The 21,480-nt window shown below is 53.7% G+C and carries 14 protein-coding genes; 9 read left to right on the top strand and 5 right to left on the bottom strand.

Features of this window, described 5'->3' with window-relative positions; translation table 11 throughout:
* Positions 1 to 81: 81 nt before the first annotated feature.
* Complete coding sequence (locus RSX24_RS06520; RefSeq protein ID WP_343260013.1) at positions 82 to 927, bottom strand: ABC transporter permease subunit; 846 nt, start codon at positions 925 to 927, stop codon at positions 82 to 84.
* On the bottom strand, positions 920 to 1,882 hold the full coding sequence (locus RSX24_RS06515; protein WP_343260012.1) for an ABC transporter ATP-binding protein: 963 nt from the start codon (positions 1,880 to 1,882) through the stop codon (positions 920 to 922). Before RSX24_RS06515 ends, RSX24_RS06520 begins: the two co-directional genes overlap by 8 nt.
* Positions 1,883 to 2,214: 332 nt before the next feature.
* On the opposite strand from RSX24_RS06515, the gene RSX24_RS06510 reads away from it, so the two are divergent.
* Both RSX24_RS06510 and RSX24_RS06505 read left to right on the top strand, forming a co-directional pair.
* Positions 2,215 to 4,047, top strand: coding sequence for an HSP90 family protein (locus RSX24_RS06510; RefSeq protein WP_339278338.1), 1,833 nt, complete (start codon positions 2,215 to 2,217; stop codon positions 4,045 to 4,047).
* A gap of 7 nt (positions 4,048 to 4,054) precedes the next feature.
* Entirely contained in the window at positions 4,055 to 5,116 is a 1,062-nt protein-coding gene (locus RSX24_RS06505; protein WP_236415148.1) for a hypothetical protein, read from the top strand.
* Positions 5,117 to 5,283: 167 nt separating this feature from the next.
* Here RSX24_RS06505 and RSX24_RS06500 read toward each other — a convergent pair whose 3' ends face one another.
* Positions 5,284 to 7,431: a serine hydrolase domain-containing protein gene (locus RSX24_RS06500; protein WP_343260011.1), complete on the bottom strand. Its 2,148-nt coding sequence runs from the start codon at positions 7,429 to 7,431 to the stop codon at positions 5,284 to 5,286.
* 151 nt (positions 7,432 to 7,582) lie between these two features.
* A complete protein-coding gene (locus RSX24_RS06495) occupies positions 7,583 to 8,848 on the bottom strand; it encodes an MDR family MFS transporter (protein ID WP_343260010.1) in 1,266 nt (421 codons plus the stop codon).
* 136 nt (positions 8,849 to 8,984) lie between these two features.
* Here RSX24_RS06495 and RSX24_RS06490 point away from each other — a divergent pair, with 136 nt between their 5' ends.
* A complete protein-coding gene (locus RSX24_RS06490; RefSeq protein WP_343260009.1) occupies positions 8,985 to 10,817 on the top strand; it encodes an ABC transporter substrate-binding protein in 1,833 nt (610 codons plus the stop codon).
* A gap of 132 nt (positions 10,818 to 10,949) precedes the next feature.
* Here the strand turns inward: RSX24_RS06490 and RSX24_RS06485 are convergent, their stop codons facing one another.
* The gene (locus tag RSX24_RS06485) at positions 10,950 to 12,452 is read right to left on the bottom strand and encodes a serine hydrolase (protein ID WP_343260008.1); all 1,503 of its coding nucleotides are present in this window, start codon (positions 12,450 to 12,452) and stop codon (positions 10,950 to 10,952) included.
* A 241-nt stretch (positions 12,453 to 12,693) separates the two neighbouring features.
* On the opposite strand from RSX24_RS06485, the gene RSX24_RS06480 reads away from it, so the two are divergent.
* From RSX24_RS06480 to RSX24_RS06455, 6 genes are all read left to right on the top strand, one after another.
* A complete protein-coding gene (locus tag RSX24_RS06480) occupies positions 12,694 to 13,929 on the top strand; it encodes a DUF4367 domain-containing protein (protein WP_343260007.1) in 1,236 nt (411 codons plus the stop codon).
* Between the two features lie 519 nt (positions 13,930 to 14,448).
* Complete coding sequence (alr, locus tag RSX24_RS06475; protein ID WP_343260006.1) at positions 14,449 to 15,636, top strand: alanine racemase; 1,188 nt, start codon at positions 14,449 to 14,451, stop codon at positions 15,634 to 15,636.
* Between the two features lie 267 nt (positions 15,637 to 15,903).
* Positions 15,904 to 16,185 (top strand): CopG family ribbon-helix-helix protein, encoded by a 282-nt coding sequence (locus tag RSX24_RS06470; RefSeq protein WP_290371439.1) that lies wholly within the window; start codon positions 15,904 to 15,906, stop codon positions 16,183 to 16,185.
* Between the two features lie 3 nt (positions 16,186 to 16,188).
* Positions 16,189 to 16,539: a type II toxin-antitoxin system PemK/MazF family toxin gene (locus RSX24_RS06465; protein WP_236415139.1), complete on the top strand. Its 351-nt coding sequence runs from the start codon at positions 16,189 to 16,191 to the stop codon at positions 16,537 to 16,539.
* A gap of 197 nt (positions 16,540 to 16,736) precedes the next feature.
* Entirely contained in the window at positions 16,737 to 18,926 is a 2,190-nt protein-coding gene (locus RSX24_RS06460; protein ID WP_343260005.1) for an alpha-galactosidase, read from the top strand.
* A gap of 274 nt (positions 18,927 to 19,200) precedes the next feature.
* A complete protein-coding gene (locus tag RSX24_RS06455) occupies positions 19,201 to 21,423 on the top strand; it encodes a Tex family protein (protein ID WP_438286761.1) in 2,223 nt (740 codons plus the stop codon).
* Positions 21,424 to 21,480: the final 57 nt, after the last annotated feature.

Here is a 21,480-nt window from a genome sequence, read left to right as displayed (position 1 = left end):
CCAGCTTCATGTCCCCTTATCATACCGCGCCTCATACAGTTTCTCAATCAAGTCCAGGCGCGGGACATGTCGGTCCCGAAGTCAGATCTGGCTCTCTGCAAGCTGCTGGCGACGATTCCACATTGAGACAAGGCGCAGCAGCACGAAGCAAAGGCACAGCAATACCGCACCGATGACGGCGAGCAGCCAGGGACGAAGCAGCAGCATGCCCGTAGCCTGGGCACCGATCAGGGCGAGCAAGGGGAGAACGACGACGCCCCCCAATTGGTAAGCCTCCTGGAACCCTCGTACTTTGGCCGAAATCAGCACATTGAGCAAAATGACGACCAGGCTGCACAGCGGAATCACCCATAAGATCAGGAGGATCCAATTCAGGTTGGGGAACATGATTTGTCCAAACATCGGATACATGATCACATTGGCGATCACGCCGAAGATCAGAAAGGTTGCCCATGATAAAACAATAGAAGGAATCAGAGCAGCCAGCACCTTTGCCGTAAATAACGTGTTCATGCTCACAGGCGTGAATAGAAGTCCTTCCAGCGTTTTACGCTCCTTCTCGCCGGCAAAGCTGTTCGCCGTCAGAATGCTGGACGCCATTACCGGAATGATGAGAAACAGCGGGGCAAACATATAAAGGGCCAAATAATAGACGATCCGTTGATTATCGGTCGCCATATGCGCGAGCTGAGGGATCTGTCCCGAAGCGGTCAAGGCATCGAGCGTGTCCAGGACCGCCCCCATATTACCCATCTCGCGCAGATCCAGGCGTGAAGCCAGCCATAATAAAGCTGCGGGCATCGCTACTCCAATGATGAGAGGCACGATCAGCATCGGCAGCCACAGTTGTACACTGGCGGTAATGGCGCGTATGTCTTTACGGACCAGTGCGCGAAGCGCCCGGTTTTGGTGAGCGTTCCTATTCATGACGGTGAGCCTCCCTTATGGAAAAATAAACACTCTCAAGGTCGCTGTCCATAATCCGGGACTGATAAACCTCGCCAATTCCGGTTAACGTTCGCAGCAATCGCGGTATTTGTTCGCGTGACTCCAATTGGAATATGGCTTTACGAGGCGTCAGGATTTCCAGAGAGTACCCCGGCAAGTTGAATGCTTGCCACCCGCCTGGCAGGTCGGCTTCGATTTCCACTTTGGGCCGCCCCAGATAACGGTTTACGATGTCTTCCTCGGTGCCTTCCTCTACTTTACAGCCGTTCTCCATGAAAATGTAATGATCGCATACGGCCGACAATTGGGACAGTACATGGGAAGACACAAGGATCGTGATGCCTTCCTCCCGATTGAGGCGCCGGATGATGCCCAGCACCATCTGAATTCCATCCGGATCGAGACCGTTCGTCGGTTCGTCGAGAAACAGAATGGAGGGGGAGTGGAGCAGCACTCGGGCCAGTCCCAGCCGTTTTTTCATGCCTGTGCTGTACGTGCCTACTTTCCGATCTACATATTCCGAAAGCTCGAAAAGAGCAACAAGTTCATCGATACGTGCGGCGGCCTGTTTGACGCCGAAAACCTCCGCAAAAAAAAGCAGATTATCCCGGCCGCTCATATTTTCGTACAATCCGCTCTGTTCCGTCAGCGTGCCGCACATGGCCAGCACCTTCTCCGCATCGGTTGACGGGTCCAAACCGCCAATCTTGATTTTGCCTGCGGATGCGCCGAGCACCCCGTTCATAATGCGAATCAGCGTAGTTTTACCCGATCCGTTGGGACCGATGAGCCCTGTCACGCTGCCCTGCTTGATCGTGAAGCTGACATCGTTCAGCGCCCGATGGATCTCGAATTGTTTGGAAATATTGCATACCTCGATCATGATGTCACCGCCGTCTTCCCGACCTGCCCGATGGTTGTGTTGGTTTTGCAAGAACATAATCGGGTATGATCTGAATTTTAAAATAGTACGTTTAGGACCCGATTTTCGTTCAAATGGAAAAAAAGATCGACTTTGTCCTTCTATAGTCCCCAAAAAGCGAACATTTGCACGTATTTTCCGGCGCGAAATCGGGTCTCAAGTTCGTTTTATACGGGTGCCGTACCATGTATCCTTGTTATAAGAGGCATTCTTCATGTTGGTGGGCATCCATTTGCTTTGAGCGCTTCATGAGCATAAGAGACGTCTCAAAACGAATTATTTCGTCTAACACATCGGTTTAAACATGGATGCATCGGTGTGGAGGATTCGGGAAGGTGAATCGTATGGCATCATCCAATGAGTACCGCTTTCAGGTCAATCTGAGCGGCATGATCCAGATTTTATCGAATCATTTATACAGCAGCCCCAAAGTGTTTCTGCGCGAACTCATGCAAAATGCGACCGATGCGATTACGGCACGAAGCGAGGCGGAGCCGGGCCATCGGGGCGAAGTCAGCGTGGAACTGACCGGAACGGGAACGGAGCTGACGATGACGGTGCAGGATAACGGAATCGGGTTGACCGAGGCCGACATTCACGAATTTCTGGCCATGATCGGGCAGTCGTCGAAGCGTGGCCGCCAAGCGCTGCTGGACGGGGAAACGTCCTTTATCGGCCGTTTCGGCATCGGACTGTTGTCATGCTTCATGGTGAGCAACGAAATCGTGATGCTGACCCAGTCCGCAAAGGGCGGGCCTTCCATGGAATGGCGCGGCAAGCCGGACGGCACGTACACGATTCGCCGGTTAGACACGTCATTGTCGCCAGGGACGAAAGTGTATCTTCGGTGCACTCCCGAAGGGGCAGCGTATTTCGATGCAGAGTACGTCAAGGAGTCGCTATTTTATTATGGGGCATTGCTGCCTTACCCGGTTACCTTGCAGCATGAAGGGCAGCGGCATGTGATCAACGCCGAATCGCCCGCATGGCTGGCGAACCCCGAACTCGCTGCAGGACGCAAATCCGAGGTGCTTGCATTTGGCCAACGTTTGCTGGGGGAACGGTTCGAGGAATTCATTCCGCTGACAACAGCGTCCGGACGCACAGCCGGCATTGCATACGTACTGCCGCATGCCGTAAATCTGAACGCCAAACGTTCGCACCGTGTGTACCTGAAACGAATGCTGGTATCGGAGAAGGCGGAGAACATTTTGCCGGATTGGGCCTTTTTCGTCAAATGCCTGATCTGGACGGATGAATTGCAGCCCACCGCTTCCAGGGAGCATTTCTACGAGAACGATCAATTGGAACAGGTGCGTTCGGAACTCGGTGACGCGATTCGGGCAGGCCTTGCGAACATGGCTGCGAACCATCCGGAACGGCTGCAGAAGCTTATTCGTTTGCATGCATTGTCCATGAAGGCGTTGGCGGTGCAGGATCAACAATTTTACGCCATGGTCCATCGCTGGCTGCCATTCGAGACAACAAGGGGACACCGGGAACTCGGTGAACTGTTGGACGAGGAAGAGACGTTGTATTATACCGGGTCCGTGGATGAATATCGCCAGATCCATCATGTGGCGGCAGCACAATCCATGCTGGTCGTGAACGGTGGTTATATCTATGACAGCGACCTGATGGCGGCCCTGCCTTTAGCGGTACCTTCCGCGCACACGGAACAGCTTCAACCGGACGAGGTATCGATGAAATTCATCGACGTGCCTCCGCATGAGCGGGACCGATATTACGACGCTTTGCGTCTTGCCGATGCCGCTTTGCAGCGTTTCCGGTGCCGGGCAGAAGTCAAAGGCTTCAAACCGAGCGACCTTCCCGTCCTGTTCACGCTGTCCAAGGAAACTTCAACGCTCCGCGCATTGGAAAAGGCGAGCGAGGAGAGCACGGACTTGTTCTCTTCGGTGCTGGGCTCATTGTCTACAGCGATGAATTCGGCGGGGTACTCCACGCTCTACTTGAACGTGAGCAATCCGGTCATCCAGCGTGTGCTTACGTCGCCTGATCCCCAGATGACACCGCTGGCCATTGAGATGTTGTACGTGAATGCGCTCATGATGGGCCACTACGCGATGAACCGGCAAGAGCATGCCGTGCTTAACCAAGGCATCATTCGCTTCATCGATTGGGGTTTGCAGGCCAACACGAAAGATAAGGGAGAGTGAGTCGGCGATGAGTCTGGAAATGGACATGGATTTCGAAGATTTGATGATGGAGGCGCACGGTTTGCCGAACGGTGCGGCCAAGCTTGGGCTGTTGGAGGAAGCGGCGAGGATCGCGGATATCAACGGCATGGAAGAAGAGGCATACGAAGCGCGAGCGGAAATCGTGGAGACGGCTACGTTCTGCGGTTATCCGATGAAGGCGCTGATCGCCTTTTCCTGGCAGCTGGGCAAGTTCGACGGCGACCCGGAGCGTTACGACGAGGAAGAACTGATGTGGTCCTACAAATGGATTCTCGGAACGATCTCCAACTTCCCTGAAATATCGCGCGAAAAAATCATGGAGCTTCTGGAGGATTTCGGTCGCCGTTTCCGGTCTTTCGGTTACAGCGAACGATCGTACCTGTACTATCGGTTCATGTTGTCCATGGATTTGGGCGACTTGGAAGAAGCTACGCGATGTCTTTCCAAATTCACGGCGGCCGACAGTGATTACATGAGCGATTGCGCGGCCTGCGAACAGAACGAAATCGTACGCTATTGGAATTTGATGGGTGACGACGAAAAGGCAATCGAAGCGGCGAAGCCGATTCTGTCGGGCAGAATGTCTTGTGCCGAGATTCCGCATCTTACATTGTCGCGCCTGTTGATGCCGCTGTATCGCCTGAACCGGCAGGGAGAAGCGGACAAACACCAGAAAAAAGGCTATCGTCTGACCAAAGGAAACAAGGATTTCGTGAAGTGTTTTGGCGAGCAAATGGGATACCTGGCACGTACCAATCCTGCGGCAGGCATCGACGTGCTGGAACAGACGGCGCCACTGGCGGTGGATCACGAAGATCCGACGGCCAGAATGATATTTTACGCCAATGCCGCAGCGCTGCTGAAGCGTTGGGCCGATGAATCCCAAGGCTATCGCCTGCGCCTTCCGACATCGTTCCATTACGATGGCGATGCCTCCGATTTGCAAGGATTGGCTGACGTATTCGCCAAGGAAGCGGAGACCATTGCGGACAAATTGAATCAACGGAACGGAAACCGGCATGTATCCGCATTGATCGCCAACATTTAATTTTACCCTCGAGCGGCGGGCAGCGTATGCCCTGATCATACAAGAGAACAGGCTTGTCGAAGGACGACGGTTTCGCCCTTCGAACAAGCCTGTTTGGTCATGTTCTATAAATCGTTTGTTCCCATTTCTATTGCTAAGAGCTGGCACGCAGCATCTGCTTCCTGGAATCAGGAAGCAGCGGCCTCTTCGGCCGGCTGCTGCTGTTTCATCAACTCGGACACGATCTTGTCGGTCGGCTGCGTGAACAGCTGGTACATGATCGCCGCTTCTTCCTGACGGATCAACGGCTTGCGGGGAAGGACATCGACCGATCCATCCTCCAGAACCTTCACTTCCGGTCCGTGAAGGCCCAGCGCAACCATCATGCGGATGGCAGGCGCAGCCCATTCGTCGATATGTCCGGCCAGTCGGATATCTTCAAACAGTTCGGCAGGATATTGCTTTTGCAGCGAGCGCCATACCATGACCATCGCTTCCTGACGGGTAATGGCCTGGTCCGGCTTGAATTGCTTCGAATCGGCTCCGGTGATCATGCCGGCCTCATAACCAAGCTGAATGTAACCTGCTGCCGGATGGGCAGCCCAATCGCTGTCTGCAGGAGGGGCCGTTTTGCTGGCAGACAAGCCGCTCATTTTCAGCACGTCTTCGATGAATTCGGCGCGGGTCACCGTATTTTTCGGTTGGAAAGCCGCGTTTTTGTCATTTTCGTAATGTCCGAGGGATTGCAGGCCATAGATTGCCTCGGCGTAAGGGCTGTCCGGACGGACATCCCGGAATCCTTGGGCTTTTTCGCCTTTTTTCTCATAACCCATCGGGTTGAGGTAAGGCTCTTTCATATATACGGTACCGTCAGCATTCTCCTTGAAAGCGGTAAATTGACCGGTGATCTCGTCCTTGAACAGATGGTCTCCGACCTGAATCAGCGTGCGCGGCCCGAGGAATGCATCCGAGATGCTCAGTTTTCCAGCCTCTTCGCCCCCGCCGTTCAATTTGCTGACGATCGTGCTGAGACGCAGGTCGGCATACAGACCGGTAAAGCGCTGCAGCTCTTCGCCCGATTGCGGCGTGAACGGTTCAAGCTTGGCCGTTTCTGCGTACTGCGGGAAGAACGTTTGGATAAAGGCCGGGTAGAACAGGTTGCGCAAAGCTCCGGTTTGATTGTAAGTCAGGAAGACACCCGTATTTTGCTCAGGAATAAAGAAGAGATAAGAGCTGAAGCCGGGCAGGTCTCCTGCCTTGGTGATGATTTTGGAACTGCTCCCTGCTCCCGGAAGCTGAAATGGCGCTTCGAATCCGTAGGTCGTATTGGGCAGCAGCGGATGAATCGATGAGCGGTATTGCTCCATACTGTTGATGGTGGATTCTTTCCATACGCGCTGATCATCCTTGATCCCGCCATTCAGGAAGGCGATCATGAAGCTGCCGATATCCTCGGCCGTGGACAGCATGCCGCCTTGCGGCATCGGCGTCGGGGAGAGCGTGTATATGTCAAGCGGCTTGCTTGTCGCGTCATAGCCCGTCGCCAGTTGTTTCTGGCGTTCGCCATTCAGCAGGAAGCTGCTGTGATCCATGCCGAGCGGCTCGAAAATATGCTTTTGCATATAGGTCTCGAACGGTTCGCCGCTCACATTCTCCACGATCATGCCGAGCAGCAGGAACGAAAAGTTGTCGTACATGTAGGAGCTCCCCGGTTCGCGAACGACAGGGGGCATGTGCTCTTTGGCGTAATCCTCCATCGATACGATTTTCTCGAAGTCCGCGTGAAGGTCTTCCTGCTGAGGATCGCGAATCTCGAAACCTGTTGTATGGGTGAGCAGATGTTCGACGGTTACGGGTTTGTCGAACGGATTTTTGAACTCCAGCCCTTTAACGTAAGTCTGAAAATCGGCCTGCAAATCGACTTTCCCTTGTTCCGCCAGCTGCATTACCGCTGCAGCCGTAAAGGTTTTGGAGACGGAGGCAATCCGGAAAAGCGTGCTCTTGGGATTAACGGCCGTCTGGTTCTCGGCATCGGCGTAACCATACCCTTTTTCAGCCAGAATCTTGCCGTCCTTGACAACAACGACGGATGCTCCGACGTATTGGGCCTGTGCTTCAGGCGATGCAAAAAACTTGTCTAAAAACGAGGTTGCCGATTCCGCCGTCAGCGCGGTGGCTTTGTTTTGCTGGGACGCTGCGGTGGCAGCCTGTCCCGGCGTTTGCGCGGTTTCCGCATGAACCGCCGGCGTCCATAAGCTGAATGAAAGCATTGCAGCCATGAGCGCGCTGGTCAGTGTAGTGGCTTTGAAGCGATTCCTTCGTGTGGATTGATGCATGTAAACACTCCCTTGAATTGGTTTGGGAAATTGTTCCTTCATGTGTATTACGTCCAAATGCCTGGATTGGTTCACGTAAATTTCTCGGGAGAAAATCAATCGTTGTGCAAGAGTGCGCGGCTGGCGTCCACAGCGTGATTCTTTTTTGCGTTTATGACGCCATCGTTCCGGACGATGAATTGCCTGAATTGCCTGAAGTGAACGTTTGGCGATCCAGCGAACTTCGGAATAAGCAGAGCGCTCCCAGTCCCATCAGTAGATACAAGCAAGCCATCGCGTATGAGGGCAGAATCGCGCCGATGGACAAACCGATGCTTCCCATTAAGGCGGCAGCGTTGTAACTCATGCTGTCGGCGGCCATATAGGCTGCACGGTTCGTATCGGGGATCATGCCGGCCAAAAGGACTTTTTGGACGGGCGAATACATCAGTTCGCCGATCGTGTAAACCACCGCAGCCGCAATAAGAAGCATCGCCCAGTTGCTGACGGCGAGCAAGGCGAAGCCCGACGTATACAGCACCATGCCAACCGTCATGACAGACCGGGAAGAATAGCGATGCATCCACTTGGAAAAGGGCAGGGCGATGAGCGCTACAAGGACGGTGTTGATGGCCAAAACGAAGCTGAACATTTGCAGTCCCGTGATGTCCCAGTGAAACAGCTGGGCGCTGAATTCATTTTTCAGGCGCACGGCGATATACTTATCCAATTGAAATTCAAGGGCTACGGCCAGTACGGTTGCAGCAAAGAATGTCATGAAACGCCGATTGCGGAGCACATCTCCATACGTGGAGAACATGCTGCTCCGTTTGCGCGAAACGGGAACATTGGAATGGGAGTGTGTTTCCATCGTTTCGTGAATCAAGGTGACAAGAATGGCCAGCGTTGCCACGCTTTCGGCGAGTACCAGGCCGAACAGCAGGAATCGGTTGGTTTCGAACAGCAGGCCGCCCATCAAGGCGCCGAACGTGATAGCCACGTTCGTGGTCCAATATTGAAGGCCGTAAACATACTGGCGTTCCCGTTCGCTGCTGACATCCACGATCATGGCATTGGCAACGGGAATGCTAACGCCCGAACTTACGCTGCTGAATGTAAACATGATGCATGTCAACCAGACGGAGTCCAGCCAAGGCGAGTTGGCCGCCGCCATCCAGAACAGGGCGAAAACCTGTATGCATTGGGCGGAAACCATCAGTTTTTTACGTCCGATCCGGTCGGACCAGTACCCAGCCCCCAGGCTCACCAGCATGGATAGCAAAATATTGGCGGTGAGCAATAGCCCGGCCCAACTCGCTCCCAGTCGAACGCTCAGGTATATGGCCATGAACGGCAGGATGGATTTTTGCGTCAGATCGGTAAAAAAGTCGGTGATGATGCGAATTCGGATGTTGCGATGCAAATCGGAGTACTTCATGGTATGCGTTCCTTCCTTGGGTCATATTGATTTCCCGAGTATAATGGATGAAAACCTGAAGAAAAACCGTAAAAGCATCGAGTTTAATTTCGTATTTTATTTGAGTCAGGGGAAAGGCAGGAAACGTTCAGTGGACATGATCGATCATTATCTTCGGTTGCGTTTGAAGTTTTCGAATGTAGCGGATGGGGAGAGTTGTGCGAGTACGACTGGAGAGCTTGCCGATTGCTTGTGCTGCACGATGCGCAATATGAACTTGATCATGAACAGGTTCATGCGGGAAGGATGGGTCGAGTGGAGCCCGGAGCGAGGGAGAGGCAAGAAATCAAAGCTTGTGTTCCGCTATCCTCTGCGGGCGGCCGCGGGAGAGAGGTTTGAGCAACTCATGCAGGGCAACAGGCTCGATGAAGCCTATGAGCTGGCGTCGCGTCTGCCTTTTGCGATTCGAAACGATGTGCTGCAGCGACTCGGCGATCACTTTGGCTTTCGGTCTGCGGTGGGTAGCGAAGGCAGAATGGATACGCTGCGCATTCCCCAAGAAACGCCGTTCGTGACGCTTGATCCAACGCAAGTGGCCATGTGGGCGGAAGCCGGAATCGTGGGAGAAGTGTTTGACAGGCTGGTACGTTACAATGCCGAACGCGAGCGCTGCGAACCGAGCCTGGCCATTGCCTGGGAGAGCAATGCGGATGGGACGGAATGGACCTTTTATTTGCACAAGGGCGTGCGCTTTCACCATGGCAAGTCATTGGATGCGGAGGACGTAAAATATACGTTCGAGCGGATTGCGGCAGACCGCAGTAATCCGTGCAGATGGTTGTTCGGGGATATTGCCGGCATTGTTGCCTACGACGAGCTCACGGTACGATTCCGGTTAAGCAGGCCCCATTTCATGTTTCCGGACTTGATGAGCAGCATCGCTGCCTCCATTTTGCCGAGAGACGTGGATTTCGATCCGTTAAATCCGGTTGGAACCGGTCCGTACCGTTTGGTTCGCAACGATCCGCAGCTGCTGGCGTTAGATGTGAATCCTTGGTATTTCAAAGGGCGTGCTTACATAGATCGGGTTGAGTTATGGCAGCTTCCTCGGCTTCCTTCAGGGGAGCCGTTGGTGGAATCGGCCATTAAGCGGGACATGTTTCCCGATGGTCAGGGGAGAGCCGTGCAGTATGAAGCGCAGGGCGGAGTTTTTATGACGTTTAACATGCGCAAGCCCGGGCCGCAGCAGGACCGCAGATTCAGGCTTGCGATCAGATATTTGTTAAGCCGGCAAGCGTTGGATAACGAGATGGAGGACAAGAATACCCGGCTTGCCTATAGCCTGTTTCGCGGTCGCTTGGGGGAACAGTCCGCAATGAGTCCCATGGATGATGAAGGTGTGGATGGATCTTTGGCGAGGGCGGCAACGTTGCTGCGTGACAGCGGGTATGCGGGGGAAACGGTGAGCGTCTGGGTGGAGGACGGCCATAAATTGCAAATCGACATGGCTTGGTTTGCCGATCGGTGCGAACGCGTCGGACTAAAGATAAACATCGAGCCCGGCGATGTGGTCAAGGCGGTCTACCACCACGATTTCGGAGAGCATGACCTGATCTACACGGGGGAGTTGTTTGATGAACATGTCATGTTAAGCCTGCTGACCATGTACACGTTTCGAAACACGTTGTTCCTGATTGCGATGGACGATGCGTGGCGGGCAGCACTGGCGCTTCAATGCAGCAGGGTCGTCGGCATTCGGGACGAGGACGAGCGAATGCAAGGATGGATCGAGCTGGAAGAAATGCTGATCCGCGAGGCACTGCTGCTGCCCATGTACAGTTTCCGGGAAGAGCACACCCACCATGCATCCTTGCGAGATTACAGGGTGGTCGGTTACGGGATGCCGGACCTGAGGCGATTATGGGTGAAGCGCAGCCCGGATGCCGAAAGCAGGCAGGAGAGCTATCCGGCGTATATCCCGTTATGGTAATGAATCACTGGATGGATACCCCGCTTGTGATTTCGGTTGTGGTTTATTTGAAATATGAAACCGGAAGTACATACATGGATGATTTTGGGCATCAAAAAGGGGCTCGGCCAGAGCCCCATCGTTTTTCGCGGTTCAGGATTGCTTAGGCTGTTTGACAAATACAATCGGCTTCGTGCCGGGTTCCATCAGCAAGGGAATAGAAACCGATTGTACATGCCCGTCCTCGCTCACTTCGAACGTCGCTGTCACCGTTAACCCCAATAACGGAAGCTCCACCGAAAATGTTTCGTTTCCGGAATAGGTCATCGGCATTTCCAGTTGGTTAAAATAGGTTTCCAGTCCGTCTTCCCGACGGCGAACGAATAGCTCGCCATACCCGGGGTTAACATAAACGCCTTCATAGGCAGATCCATGCCGTTCAAGGGTGAACGATGTTGGCGTCTCCTCTTTGTCGGTTTGTTCCGGCTCCTTGCTTGTGGAAGTGATGGCACTAGGAGCGATGGCATCCGTATCCTGTTCGGCCGGTTCGCCGCCCATGATTTTTCGCATTTTGCCGCTCCAATCCACGACATCCAGTTGAAGCAGTAAATCCACGACGCGGAACGACGCCGTGTAAGGCACCACGCTGCCTTGCGTATTGCTGAGCGCAACAATTCCGATGTTTTGTTCCGGCAGAAAGGCCACTTGGGAAGCAAAGCCGTCAATGGCTCCGCCGTGATGAATCATCATATGTCCGCGATAAGGCTCGATGAACCAGCCGAGACCATAGGTACATACAGGCATTTCGGTGCCTTGGAATGGAGAGTCGCATGGCATGTGCGGCGTGTGCATGACGGCAAATTGCTCTTTGGAAATTAAGGACTGGCCGTCGAATTGTCCCTGGTTCAGCTGGAATCGCAGCCAGGCGATCATGTCGCTCAGGTTGCTGTTGATGGAGCCTGCAGGGCCAATAGCGTCGATGTTGCGGAACGGCATGCGCTCTAACTTCCCGTCTTTCTCTATATACGGATAGGCGTAGTCTTCCTTTTGCTGCATGTCCTGAACCGAAAATACGCTGGACGCCATGCCTAACGGATCCAACAAGTACTGCTGAGCGAACTGTTCCCATTCGGTTTCTTTGATGTGTCCCACGAGATAGCCAGCCGCCATATAGATCAGGTTCTGGTACTGCCATTTGTTTCTGAAATCTTCATTGGGTTCCAGATACCGCAAAGCGTAGATAAGCTCTTCTCTCGTACGGCCCGAATTGTACCAAGCCATTTCATGTCTCGGCAGGCCGGAGCGGTGGCACAACATATCTCGGATGGTCATACGTTCCGCAGCCATGGTATCAAACATTTGGAATTCTTCCATATACGTTTTAACGGGGGTATCCCATTTCAGCAGCTCCTGATCGACAAGCTGGGCTGCCGTAGCTGCGGTGAATGCTTTGGTGCTTGAACCGATGGCAAAGAGTGTTTCAGGTGTAACCTCACTTTTGGATTCTACGTCGCGGTAACCGTAGCCTTTTTTCCAAATGATTTCATCGTTATGTATGACGGCTAAGGCCAAACCGGCCGTTTTCCATTCCTGCAGCTGTTGGATGATATATTCGTCCAATCCGTCGAGCAATGTGGAGTTCGTTGCGATAGACATCTCGAATCCCTCCGTTTACATGAATTTGTTCCCCACGTCCACTATGCCTCTTCCCATTGGAAATTGCATCCTTCCCGAGACCGATTTGTGCCTGATCACCGACAATACGAAAAGGGATGAAGGCTTGTCAAACCAGTCCGCATAAATCGAACAAGTCCCTCATAGACATGTACTAATCAAGTAGGGGTTCTGCCGAACGCACAATCCCGAAGTGAAAACATGTGCTAAAGGGGATGATGTCATGCGCCGAATATCATGGATGCTTGCCATGGTATTGGTTTTCTCGGTCTTGCTTGCCGCTTGCGGGAAAAAGGATGCGGCAGCCGTGGTCAAAGATTTGAATGAAGTCGTGGGTGAGATGAAAAGTTATCAGGGATCAGGCGTCATGACGCTACATACCGGAGACACGCCGCAGCAGTACAAGGTCGAGGTATGGCATCAGAAACCGTCTTATTATCGCATCGCGCTCACCAACGCCAAAAAGGATATTACCCAGATCGTGCTCCGCAACGACGAAGGTGTCTTCGTGCTGACGCCAAGCCAGAACAAAAGCTTCCGTTTCCAGAGCAATTGGCCGGACAACCAGGGACAAGTCTATCTGTATGAAACGTTGATTCGCAGCATTACGGGAGATTCGACCCGTCAGTTCTCCGATGAAAAAGAAAGCTATGTTTTTGATGTGGCGGCCAGCTACAACACCCCTGCGCTCGTCCGTCAAAAAATATGGCTCCATAAAGGCGATTACGCGCCACAGCAGGTGGAAGTATCGGATGCCAGTGCGAACGTCGTCGTAGACGTCAAATTCGACAGTTTCAAATTCGGAGCCGAGTTCGGCAAGGACGCGTTCGACATGCAGCGCAACATGACGGCTGCCACGGGAGAGAAAGGACAGAACGGTACCAGCACCGGCGGCACAACAGAAACGGAAAACGGTAAGACGCAGGATGGCCAGAACGCAGGTAACGAGCAGGCTAATCCGCAAACGGCACCTGGCGAAGGTGCGGCATCCGAATCGGGAGGAACGTCCGTGAATGGTCAAACCGGCGTCTCCGAAGGAAATCAGGCAGGAGCCCAACAGCAGCCGTCTACCGGCAATGAAGGCGCGGAAGAAACGACCACTGCCTTACCGGAAGACGCGGGAAGCTTCGGTGTCATCGAGCCGACATATGCTCCGGAAGGCGTCAAGTTCAAGGACGATCAAATTTTGGATGAATCGGAAAATTACTCGGTCATGCTGCGTTACGAAGGAATGTACAATTACACCATTTTTGAAGCAAGACCGCAGGACCGGGCCGTATCGCTCGCGCCATCGACGCTTATTGATCTCGGATTCACCGTCGGCATGTTAAGCGGAGATGCGCTGCAGACGCTTACATGGATGAATGACGGCATTGAATACCGGATTACGAGCAGTGACCTGCCTGTTCCTGAGATGGTGAAGATCGCCACGTCGATGCAGGACCAGTCGGGTAAATAGGTCTGAGGGTATAGGAGATTTGTCATTAGGCATGCTAAGAAGCATCGGGGAGTGGTTCTCCGGTGCTTTTTTTGGGTTCATAATATAGACTTCGTCCGGATTTTTGAAAGTGTGACGTGATGGAGAAAAGGTATTCATCCGCTTAGGACAGAAATCGGCGCTATTTTTTCCTGCAGGCCACACTCGCGATCCGAAACCCGCATATAATTGAAAGTATGGGTGTATTGAAACCAGCATCCCGGTTAAATGCAATTAGGGAAACATGAACATGCTCTGGAAAAAGGAAGGGCCGCTCCACATTGAAGCAGGCACGCTTACGAGCAGCCAGAAACGGGTATGTGTATAAGGGAGAGGGCGGATAAAATGCAAGCAGGCGAGAGGCGCCCTTCCTGTGAAACCCCACCCGTTTTCAGCCGTGCTGCCTTCGTATTCCGTCGTTGATTTGACAGTCACATGCTTGGGCATTACGATGGAAACTGACATGAGGCGGATTAAGAAGATTGGAGAAGGTGAAAGAACGTGCAACGACAATATCGGCCGACCCAAGCGGAAATTAACTTGGACCATCTGGGCAGCAACGTAGAAGCTTTCCGCGCGGCATTGCCGCAAGGCATGAAGCTGCTCGCATGCGTCAAGGCAAATGCCTATGGCCATGGTGCAGTGGAGACGGCCAAAGAACTGGAACGAATCGGCGCTGATTATCTGAGCGTTGCTTTTCTGGACGAAGCGCTTGAATTAAGGCAGCATGGCATTACATTGCCGATTCTTGTATTGGGATATACTCCGCCGGAAGGCATCGTGGAGGCCTGGAAGCATAACGTGACCATCACCCTGTTCAGCAGGGAGGTGCTCGAGGCCATTCGCAGTCTGGACCCGGGCCTGAGCGACCGCAGGCTCAAAGTGCACATCAAGATCGATAGCGGCATGGGCCGATTGGGCTTGCTGCCTGGGGAAGAAGCGGTGGCTTTCGTCCAGGAAGTGGCCGATTTGCCGCAGGCAGAGCTGGAGGGCATGTTTACCCATTATGCCAAAGCAGACGAAGAAGACAAAACGTATACCCTGGAGCAGTATCGACGGTTTCAAGGCGTGGTGGATGCGCTGCGAAATCAGGGATGCACCATCCCGATCTTACATACGGCGAATAGCGCGGCCGCGATCGATTCTCCCGGATTGTCTTATGACATGGTACGGGTCGGAATCAGTCTCTATGGGCTGTATCCATCCGCCGAGGTGAATCATCAGGCCGTGAAACTTTCGCCGGTATTGACGCTGAAAACCAAAACGGTTCTGGTCAAAACGCTGCCGTCCCATTGGGGCATCAGCTATGGAACCCGTTATGTAACGCAGGACAATGAACGAATAGCGACACTGCCGATCGGTTATGCAGACGGATTCTCCCGAATGCTGACGGGCAAGGCGCAGGTGCTTATACGCGGTCGCCGCGTTCCCGTTGTCGGCACGATCTGCATGGACCAATGCATGGTGTCGCTGCAAGCTTTCGCGGAAGAAGCGGAAGACATTCAAGCCGGCGAAGAGGTTGTTCTCATCGGCCATCAGCATGGGGAGACCATTTCCGCAGAGGAGGTCGCTTCCCAACTCGGTACCCTCAACTACGAGGTGATTTGCATGCTCGCGCATCGCGTTCCGCGCGTATATACACGCGGTGGAACAGAAGTTGCCAGCATCAACCCCCTTTTGACAACCTAATCATTCGCAAGGTTTATATTTCCAGCAAAGTTTTTTCCGAATCGGCAGGAATAATGTCATCCCGTCCCGAAATCTTATCTTTGGAACGATCCGAGGATGTAAATCCTGTAAAAGGATGTCTGACCTGTACGAATAATGCCTGCCCGGTTTATAATGGAGTACAGCATACTTGATATACTGGGGGCATATATATTCCTTTGTATAAAAGTTCTGGAAAAACGCAATACTGGAACACAATGGCGAATGGTTTTTGGGGGTGGAAGAAAGGTGGCCAACTTGCAAAACACCAAGCGGATCATGATCAGTCTGCCTGATCATCTTCTGCAGGAAGTGGATGGCATCGTCGCGATGGAGAATTCCAACCGCAGCGAATTGATCAGGCAGGCCATGAAGCTGTATTTGACAGAGCGGAAAAAGCGTTATATTCGCGAGTCGATGCAGCGCGGGTACATGGAGATGGCGAAGATTAATCTAACCATGGCATGCGAGGCCTTTCACGCGGAGGAAGATGCGGACAGCACTCTGGACCGCTTAGTTAGCGGGGTGTAGACATTGATCGTAAAACGCGGTGACGTTTTTTTTGCGGATCTTTCTCCCGTTGTTGGTTCCGAGCAAGGCGGGGTCAGACCGGTTCTGGTGATCCAGAACGATATCGGCAACCGATTCAGTCCAACCTGCATCGTGGCGGCCATTACCGCCCAGATTCAGAAGGCGAAGCTGCCGACGCACGTCGAGATTGATGCGGAGGCACATGGGTTTGATCGGGACTCGGTGATTTTGCTCGAACAAATACGGACCATTGACAAGCAAAGGCTGACCGACAAGATTACCCATCTTGACGAGGAGACCATGAAGCTGGTCAATGAGGCATTGCAGATCAGCATAGGGCTGATCGATTTTTGAAATGCGGTTCCCAGGAAGAACACTATCATAACCGCAGTTTGTTAAGGGAGCGTACGGCCGTCTTAGAGAGGGCTGTGCGCTCTTTGCATGTCCAGCTTCATCAAGCGTTGTGAAAGCGTAGAACAATTAAAGGGTTTTCGCTATAATGGTACCGGAGAAACCGTTTACGAGAAAGATATACAGAGTGGAGGAAGCATATGAGCATTTTGATCAATCCGGACAAGCTTCAGTTTCATCTGCAGACCCGCAAGGCAAGCTACGTATTTCAGGTCATGCCTTCGGGGCATTTAGTGCATCTGTATTACGGCAAAAAATTGCGAGACACCGATCTGGGCTGGCTTCACGTTCGCACGGAACGGGCATCGTTCAGCCCTAACCCCGTGCCGGAAGATCGCACCATTTCATTCGATACATTGGCGCAGGAACTGCCGGTATATGGAACGAGCGATTTCCGCCACCCGTCCGTGCAGCTGCAGCTGGCCAACGGATCGATGATTACCGAGTTTACTTATGTCGGTCATCGATTGGAGCAAGGCAAACCCGTGCTGGAAGGCTTGCCAGCGACTTACGTGGAATCGGCCGATGAAGCCGATACGCTTGTGATCGAGTTGGAAGATCGCGTGGCAGGCGTGCGCATCGAGCTTTCTTACACGGCATTCGACAAGTTCAACGCGATTACGCGTTCCATGCGGGTCATTAATGACAGCGCTACCGCGGTAAACCTCGTGCGCGCGCTCAGCATGTCCGTTGACTTTCCGCATGACCAATACGAACTGCTTCACCTATCCGGTGCGTGGACGCGCGAGCGCGACGTGGTGCGCAGAGCGCTGGCTTCCGGCATGCAAGGCGTGGAGAGCCGCCGCGGTGCGAGCGGCCATCAGCAGAACCCGTTCTTGGCGCTGCTGACGCCGGGCACCGACGAGGATCATGGCGAGGTGTACGGCTTCAGCCTTGTCTACAGCGGAAGCTTCACGGCGCAGGCTGAAGTGGATCAGTTCAAAACCACCCGCCTGTCCATGGGCATCAACCCGTTCGATTTCAGCTGGAAGCTGGACTCCGGGGAAGCGTTCCAGACGCCGGAAACGGTGATGGTATATTCGGATACCGGTTTGGACGGCATGTCTCAGTCCTTTCATGAGCTTTATCGCGAACGACTGGCGCGCGGCCGGTTCCGCAATGCGGAGCGCCCGGTGCTCGTCAACAACTGGGAAGCGACTTATTTCGCTTTCAATGCGGACAAGATTGAGCAGATCGCCCGAGCGGGCAAGAAGCTCGGCATTGAGTTGTTCGTCTTGGATGACGGTTGGTTCGGCCATCGCGACAGCGACAATTCCTCGCTGGGTGACTGGTTCGTGGATAAAAGCAAGCTGCCCGCCGGCCTGGAGGATCTGGCCAACAGGGTAACCGGATTGGACATGCAGTTCGGGCTCTGGTTCGAACCGGAAATGGTATCGCCGGACAGTGAGCTGTATAAGGCGCATCCGGATTGGTGCCTGCATGTTCCTGACCGTCGCCGCACCGAAGGCCGACAGCAGCTCGTGCTGGATTTCTCCCGCCAGGACGTGCGTGACGAAATTGTTCGCATGCTCAGCGACGTTCTGGGCTCTGCCCCGATTTCCTACGTGAAATGGGATATGAACCGCAACATGACCGAAGTGGGTTCCGCATTGCTGCCAGCGGATCGCCAGCGCGAGACGGCTCACCGCTACATGCTTGGATTGTACGACGTTATGGAACGCGTCACGTCTTCGTTCCCGCACATTTTGTTCGAAAGCTGTTCGGGCGGCGGCGGCCGTTTCGATCCGGGCATGTTGTATTACATGCCGCAAACATGGACCAGCGACAACACGGATGCCATCTCGCGTTTGCGCATCCAGTACGGAACGAGCCTCGTATATCCGGTAAGCTCGATGGGATCCCATATTTCTGCTGTTCCGAATCACCAGGTGAACCGGATCACTTCCCTGGAAATCCGCGGGCATGTAGCCATGTCCGGCAACTTCGGATACGAACTCGACCTGACTCGCTTCACCGAAGAAGAGAATGAAATCGTGAAGGCACAGGTCGAGTTGTACAAGGAAATTCGCGGAACGATCCAGTTCGGTACGTTCCGTCGTCTCCTCAGCCCGTTCGAAGGCAACGAAACGGCCTGGATGTTCACGTCGCCGGACGGAAGCGAGGTTGTCGTCTTTTACTTCCGCGTGCTGTCCGAGCCGAATGCGCCGCTGCAGCGCCTGAAGCTGAAAGGGCTTGATCCGGAAGCGGATTATCGCTTGAAAGGCGGGTCCGAAACGTTCACCGGAGATGCGCTGATGTATGGCGGCATTGCGGTTGGTGCAGCCAAAGGAGATTACCTGAGCGAAATGTTCCGCTTCGAACGTGTTTGAGGCTTAAATTAAACCATCCGATCCTAACAGGGCCGAAATGCATTGGAAGATGTGTTTCGGCCCTTCTTTGCGGTCGCCGGGAAAGGGATTGGGGTTGGTTCTGAGCTGTAAGAACTTGCTATGCGCACGATTGCTGGAAATCTGCACGGAATTTTGTGATAATATAAAAAAGGGAAACCTGTTCAAGTGGCAGGTTACATATGGGATTACAGCAGCGCGGCTGCCCCGAACATAGCCTGATCTGTACGATTCAGGAAGGAAAGAGGGATTGGATTTGTCTGAACAGGAAACGGTTATGGAAATGAATGAAGAGAAAATAAAGGCTGAACGCCATGAACGTATTGTAAAACAAGTTGCGAAGGAACTGTCGTTATCGCTCAAACAGATCCGTACAACCACGGAGCTGCTGGATGAGGGGAATACGATTCCGTTTATTGCCCGTTACCGCAAAGAAATGACGGGCGAGCTCGACGAAAACCAGCTGCGGCAGATTGAAGAACGCATCGTATACCTGCGCAACCTCGAAGACCGAAAAGTCGAAGTCATCCGCATCATCGAAGAACAGGGCAAACTGACCGAGGAATTGAAAACGTCCATCACGAAGGCGGTCAAATTGCAGGAAGTGGAAGACCTGTACCGCCCTTATCGCCAGAAACGCAAGACACGTGCCAGCGTGGCGAAGGAGAAAGGTTTGGAGCCGCTCGCGGCCTGGATCTGGGCTCAACCGAAACAAGGGAACGTGGCGGAGGAAGCCGCACGTTACGTGAATGCCGAGCTTGGGGTGGACGATGCGGATGCCGCACTCCAGGGAGCCAAGGATATCCTTGCCGAGAACGTGGCCGACGATGCAGCAATTCGCGCCTGGATTCGCAGATATACGCTTGATCATGGCATGTTGACTTCCGAAGCGAAAGATGCGGAACAGGAATCCGTGTACGAGAACTACTATAGCTATCGCGAGCTGGCCAAAAAAATGCCGCCGCACCGGATTCTGGCCATTAACCGCGGAGAGCGCGAAGGCATTCTCAAGGTCGGGCTTGAAGTCCAGCCGGAGTCGGCCCATCGTCACATGGAAGGCCAGATCATTAAAGGCGCTTCCGCCGTGCAGGATATTTTGCGCGCCGTCATCGAAGATGCCTACAAACGGCTGATTGCTCCTTCAATCGAACGCGAAGTCCGGGCAGAGCTGACGGAGAAGGGCGAGGCCCAGGCGATTTCCGTCTTCTCGGCCAACCTGCGCAACCTGCTGCTGCAACCGCCGATCCACGGCAAAAGCGTGCTGGGCGTGGACCCGGCATACCGGACCGGCTGCAAGCTGGCCGTTGTGGACGATACGGGCAAACTGCTTGAGGTTGCCGTCACGTACCCGACGCCGCCGAACAACAAAAAACGCGAAGCTGCGGAAGTCTTCCATCGCATCATTAAACAGTACGACATCGGTCTGATCGTCATCGGCAATGGTACGGCATCGCGCGAAACGGAACAGTTCGTTGCCGAGATCATTCAAGAGAACGGGGACGACAACCTGGTATACCTGATCGTCAACGAGGCTGGAGCGAGCGTATACTCCGCTTCCAAACTCGCCCAGGAGGAGTTCCCGGATCTGGACGTGGCAGAACGGAGCGCGGCCTCCATCGCTCGCCGGGTACAGGATCCGCTGGCTGAACTGGTCAAAATCGATCCCAAAGCGATCGGCGTCGGACAGTATCAGCATGATGTTTCCCAGAAAGTACTGGAGGAGAGCTTGAAAGCTGTCGTCGAATCGGCGGTCAACCATGTCGGGGTCGACGTCAATACGGCTTCGCCTTCGCTGTTGTCCTACGTGGCTGGCGTGAATGCGACCATCGCGAAAAACATCGTGAAGTTCCGTGAAGAGAACGGGCGCTTCTCGAACCGCCGCCAGCTGCAGAAAGTGCCGCGTCTGGGCGCGAAAACGTATGAGCAGTGCGTCGGCTTCATGCGCATCGGCGAAGGAGACAATCCGCTGGACCGCACCCCGATTCATCCTGAGTCCTACAAGGTGGTCGACCAGTTGTTCGCCGAGCTGAACATCGGTCTGGACAAGCTGGGCAGCAAAGAATTGTCGGAATTGCTCTCCCGGCAAAATCCGGAGCAATTGGCTGCCAAGCTGGGCGTTGGCGTGCCTACGCTGCGCGACATTTTGGACAGCCTGCAGCGTCCGGGCCGCGATCCGCGCGAAGAGATGCCGCTGCCGATTTTCCGCACGGACGTCCTGAAAATCGAAGATCTGGTGCCAGGCATGGAGCTGCAAGGTACGGTGCGCAACGTGATCGATTTTGGCGCTTTCGTAGACATCGGCATTAAGAGCGATGGGCTTGTCCACATTTCGCAGCTTAGCAACGGGTATGTCAAACATCCGATGGATGTCGTATCCGTAGGCGATAATGTGACGGTGTGGGTACTTCACGTGGATGTCAAAAAAGGCCGCGTTGGACTGACCATGAAAAAGCCGGCTTCGGTTCAGCAGTCCTCATGATCGGCACACCACGCACAGAGAACAGCCTTCCCTTTCCGGGGAGGCTGTTTTTGTCAT

The organism is Paenibacillus hubeiensis, from assembly GCF_032334105.1.
Classification (GTDB): domain Bacteria; phylum Bacillota; class Bacilli; order Paenibacillales; family Paenibacillaceae; genus Paenibacillus; species Paenibacillus hubeiensis.
Note: the sequence above shows the minus strand (reverse complement) of the source record. Positions and strands in the feature narration are given on the sequence as shown.

Excerpts from the sequence above, each read along its gene's own strand:
- RSX24_RS06520 (WP_343260013.1), bottom strand. The coding sequence starts at position 927 with ATGAATAGGAACGCTCACCAAAACCGGGCGCTTCGCGCACTGGTCCGT.
- RSX24_RS06510 (WP_339278338.1), top strand. The coding sequence starts at position 2,215 with ATGGCATCATCCAATGAGTACCGCTTTCAGGTCAATCTGAGCGGCATG.
- RSX24_RS06505 (WP_236415148.1), top strand. The coding sequence starts at position 4,055 with ATGAGTCTGGAAATGGACATGGATTTCGAAGATTTGATGATGGAGGCG.
- RSX24_RS06500 (WP_343260011.1), bottom strand. The coding sequence starts at position 7,431 with ATGCATCAATCCACACGAAGGAATCGCTTCAAAGCCACTACACTGACC.
- RSX24_RS06495 (WP_343260010.1), bottom strand. The coding sequence starts at position 8,848 with ATGAAGTACTCCGATTTGCATCGCAACATCCGAATTCGCATCATCACC.
- RSX24_RS06490 (WP_343260009.1), top strand. The coding sequence starts at position 8,985 with ATGATCGATCATTATCTTCGGTTGCGTTTGAAGTTTTCGAATGTAGCG.
- RSX24_RS06485 (WP_343260008.1), bottom strand. The coding sequence starts at position 12,452 with ATGTCTATCGCAACGAACTCCACATTGCTCGACGGATTGGACGAATAT.
- RSX24_RS06480 (WP_343260007.1), top strand. The coding sequence starts at position 12,694 with ATGCGCCGAATATCATGGATGCTTGCCATGGTATTGGTTTTCTCGGTC.
- RSX24_RS06460 (WP_343260005.1), top strand. The coding sequence starts at position 16,737 with ATGAGCATTTTGATCAATCCGGACAAGCTTCAGTTTCATCTGCAGACC.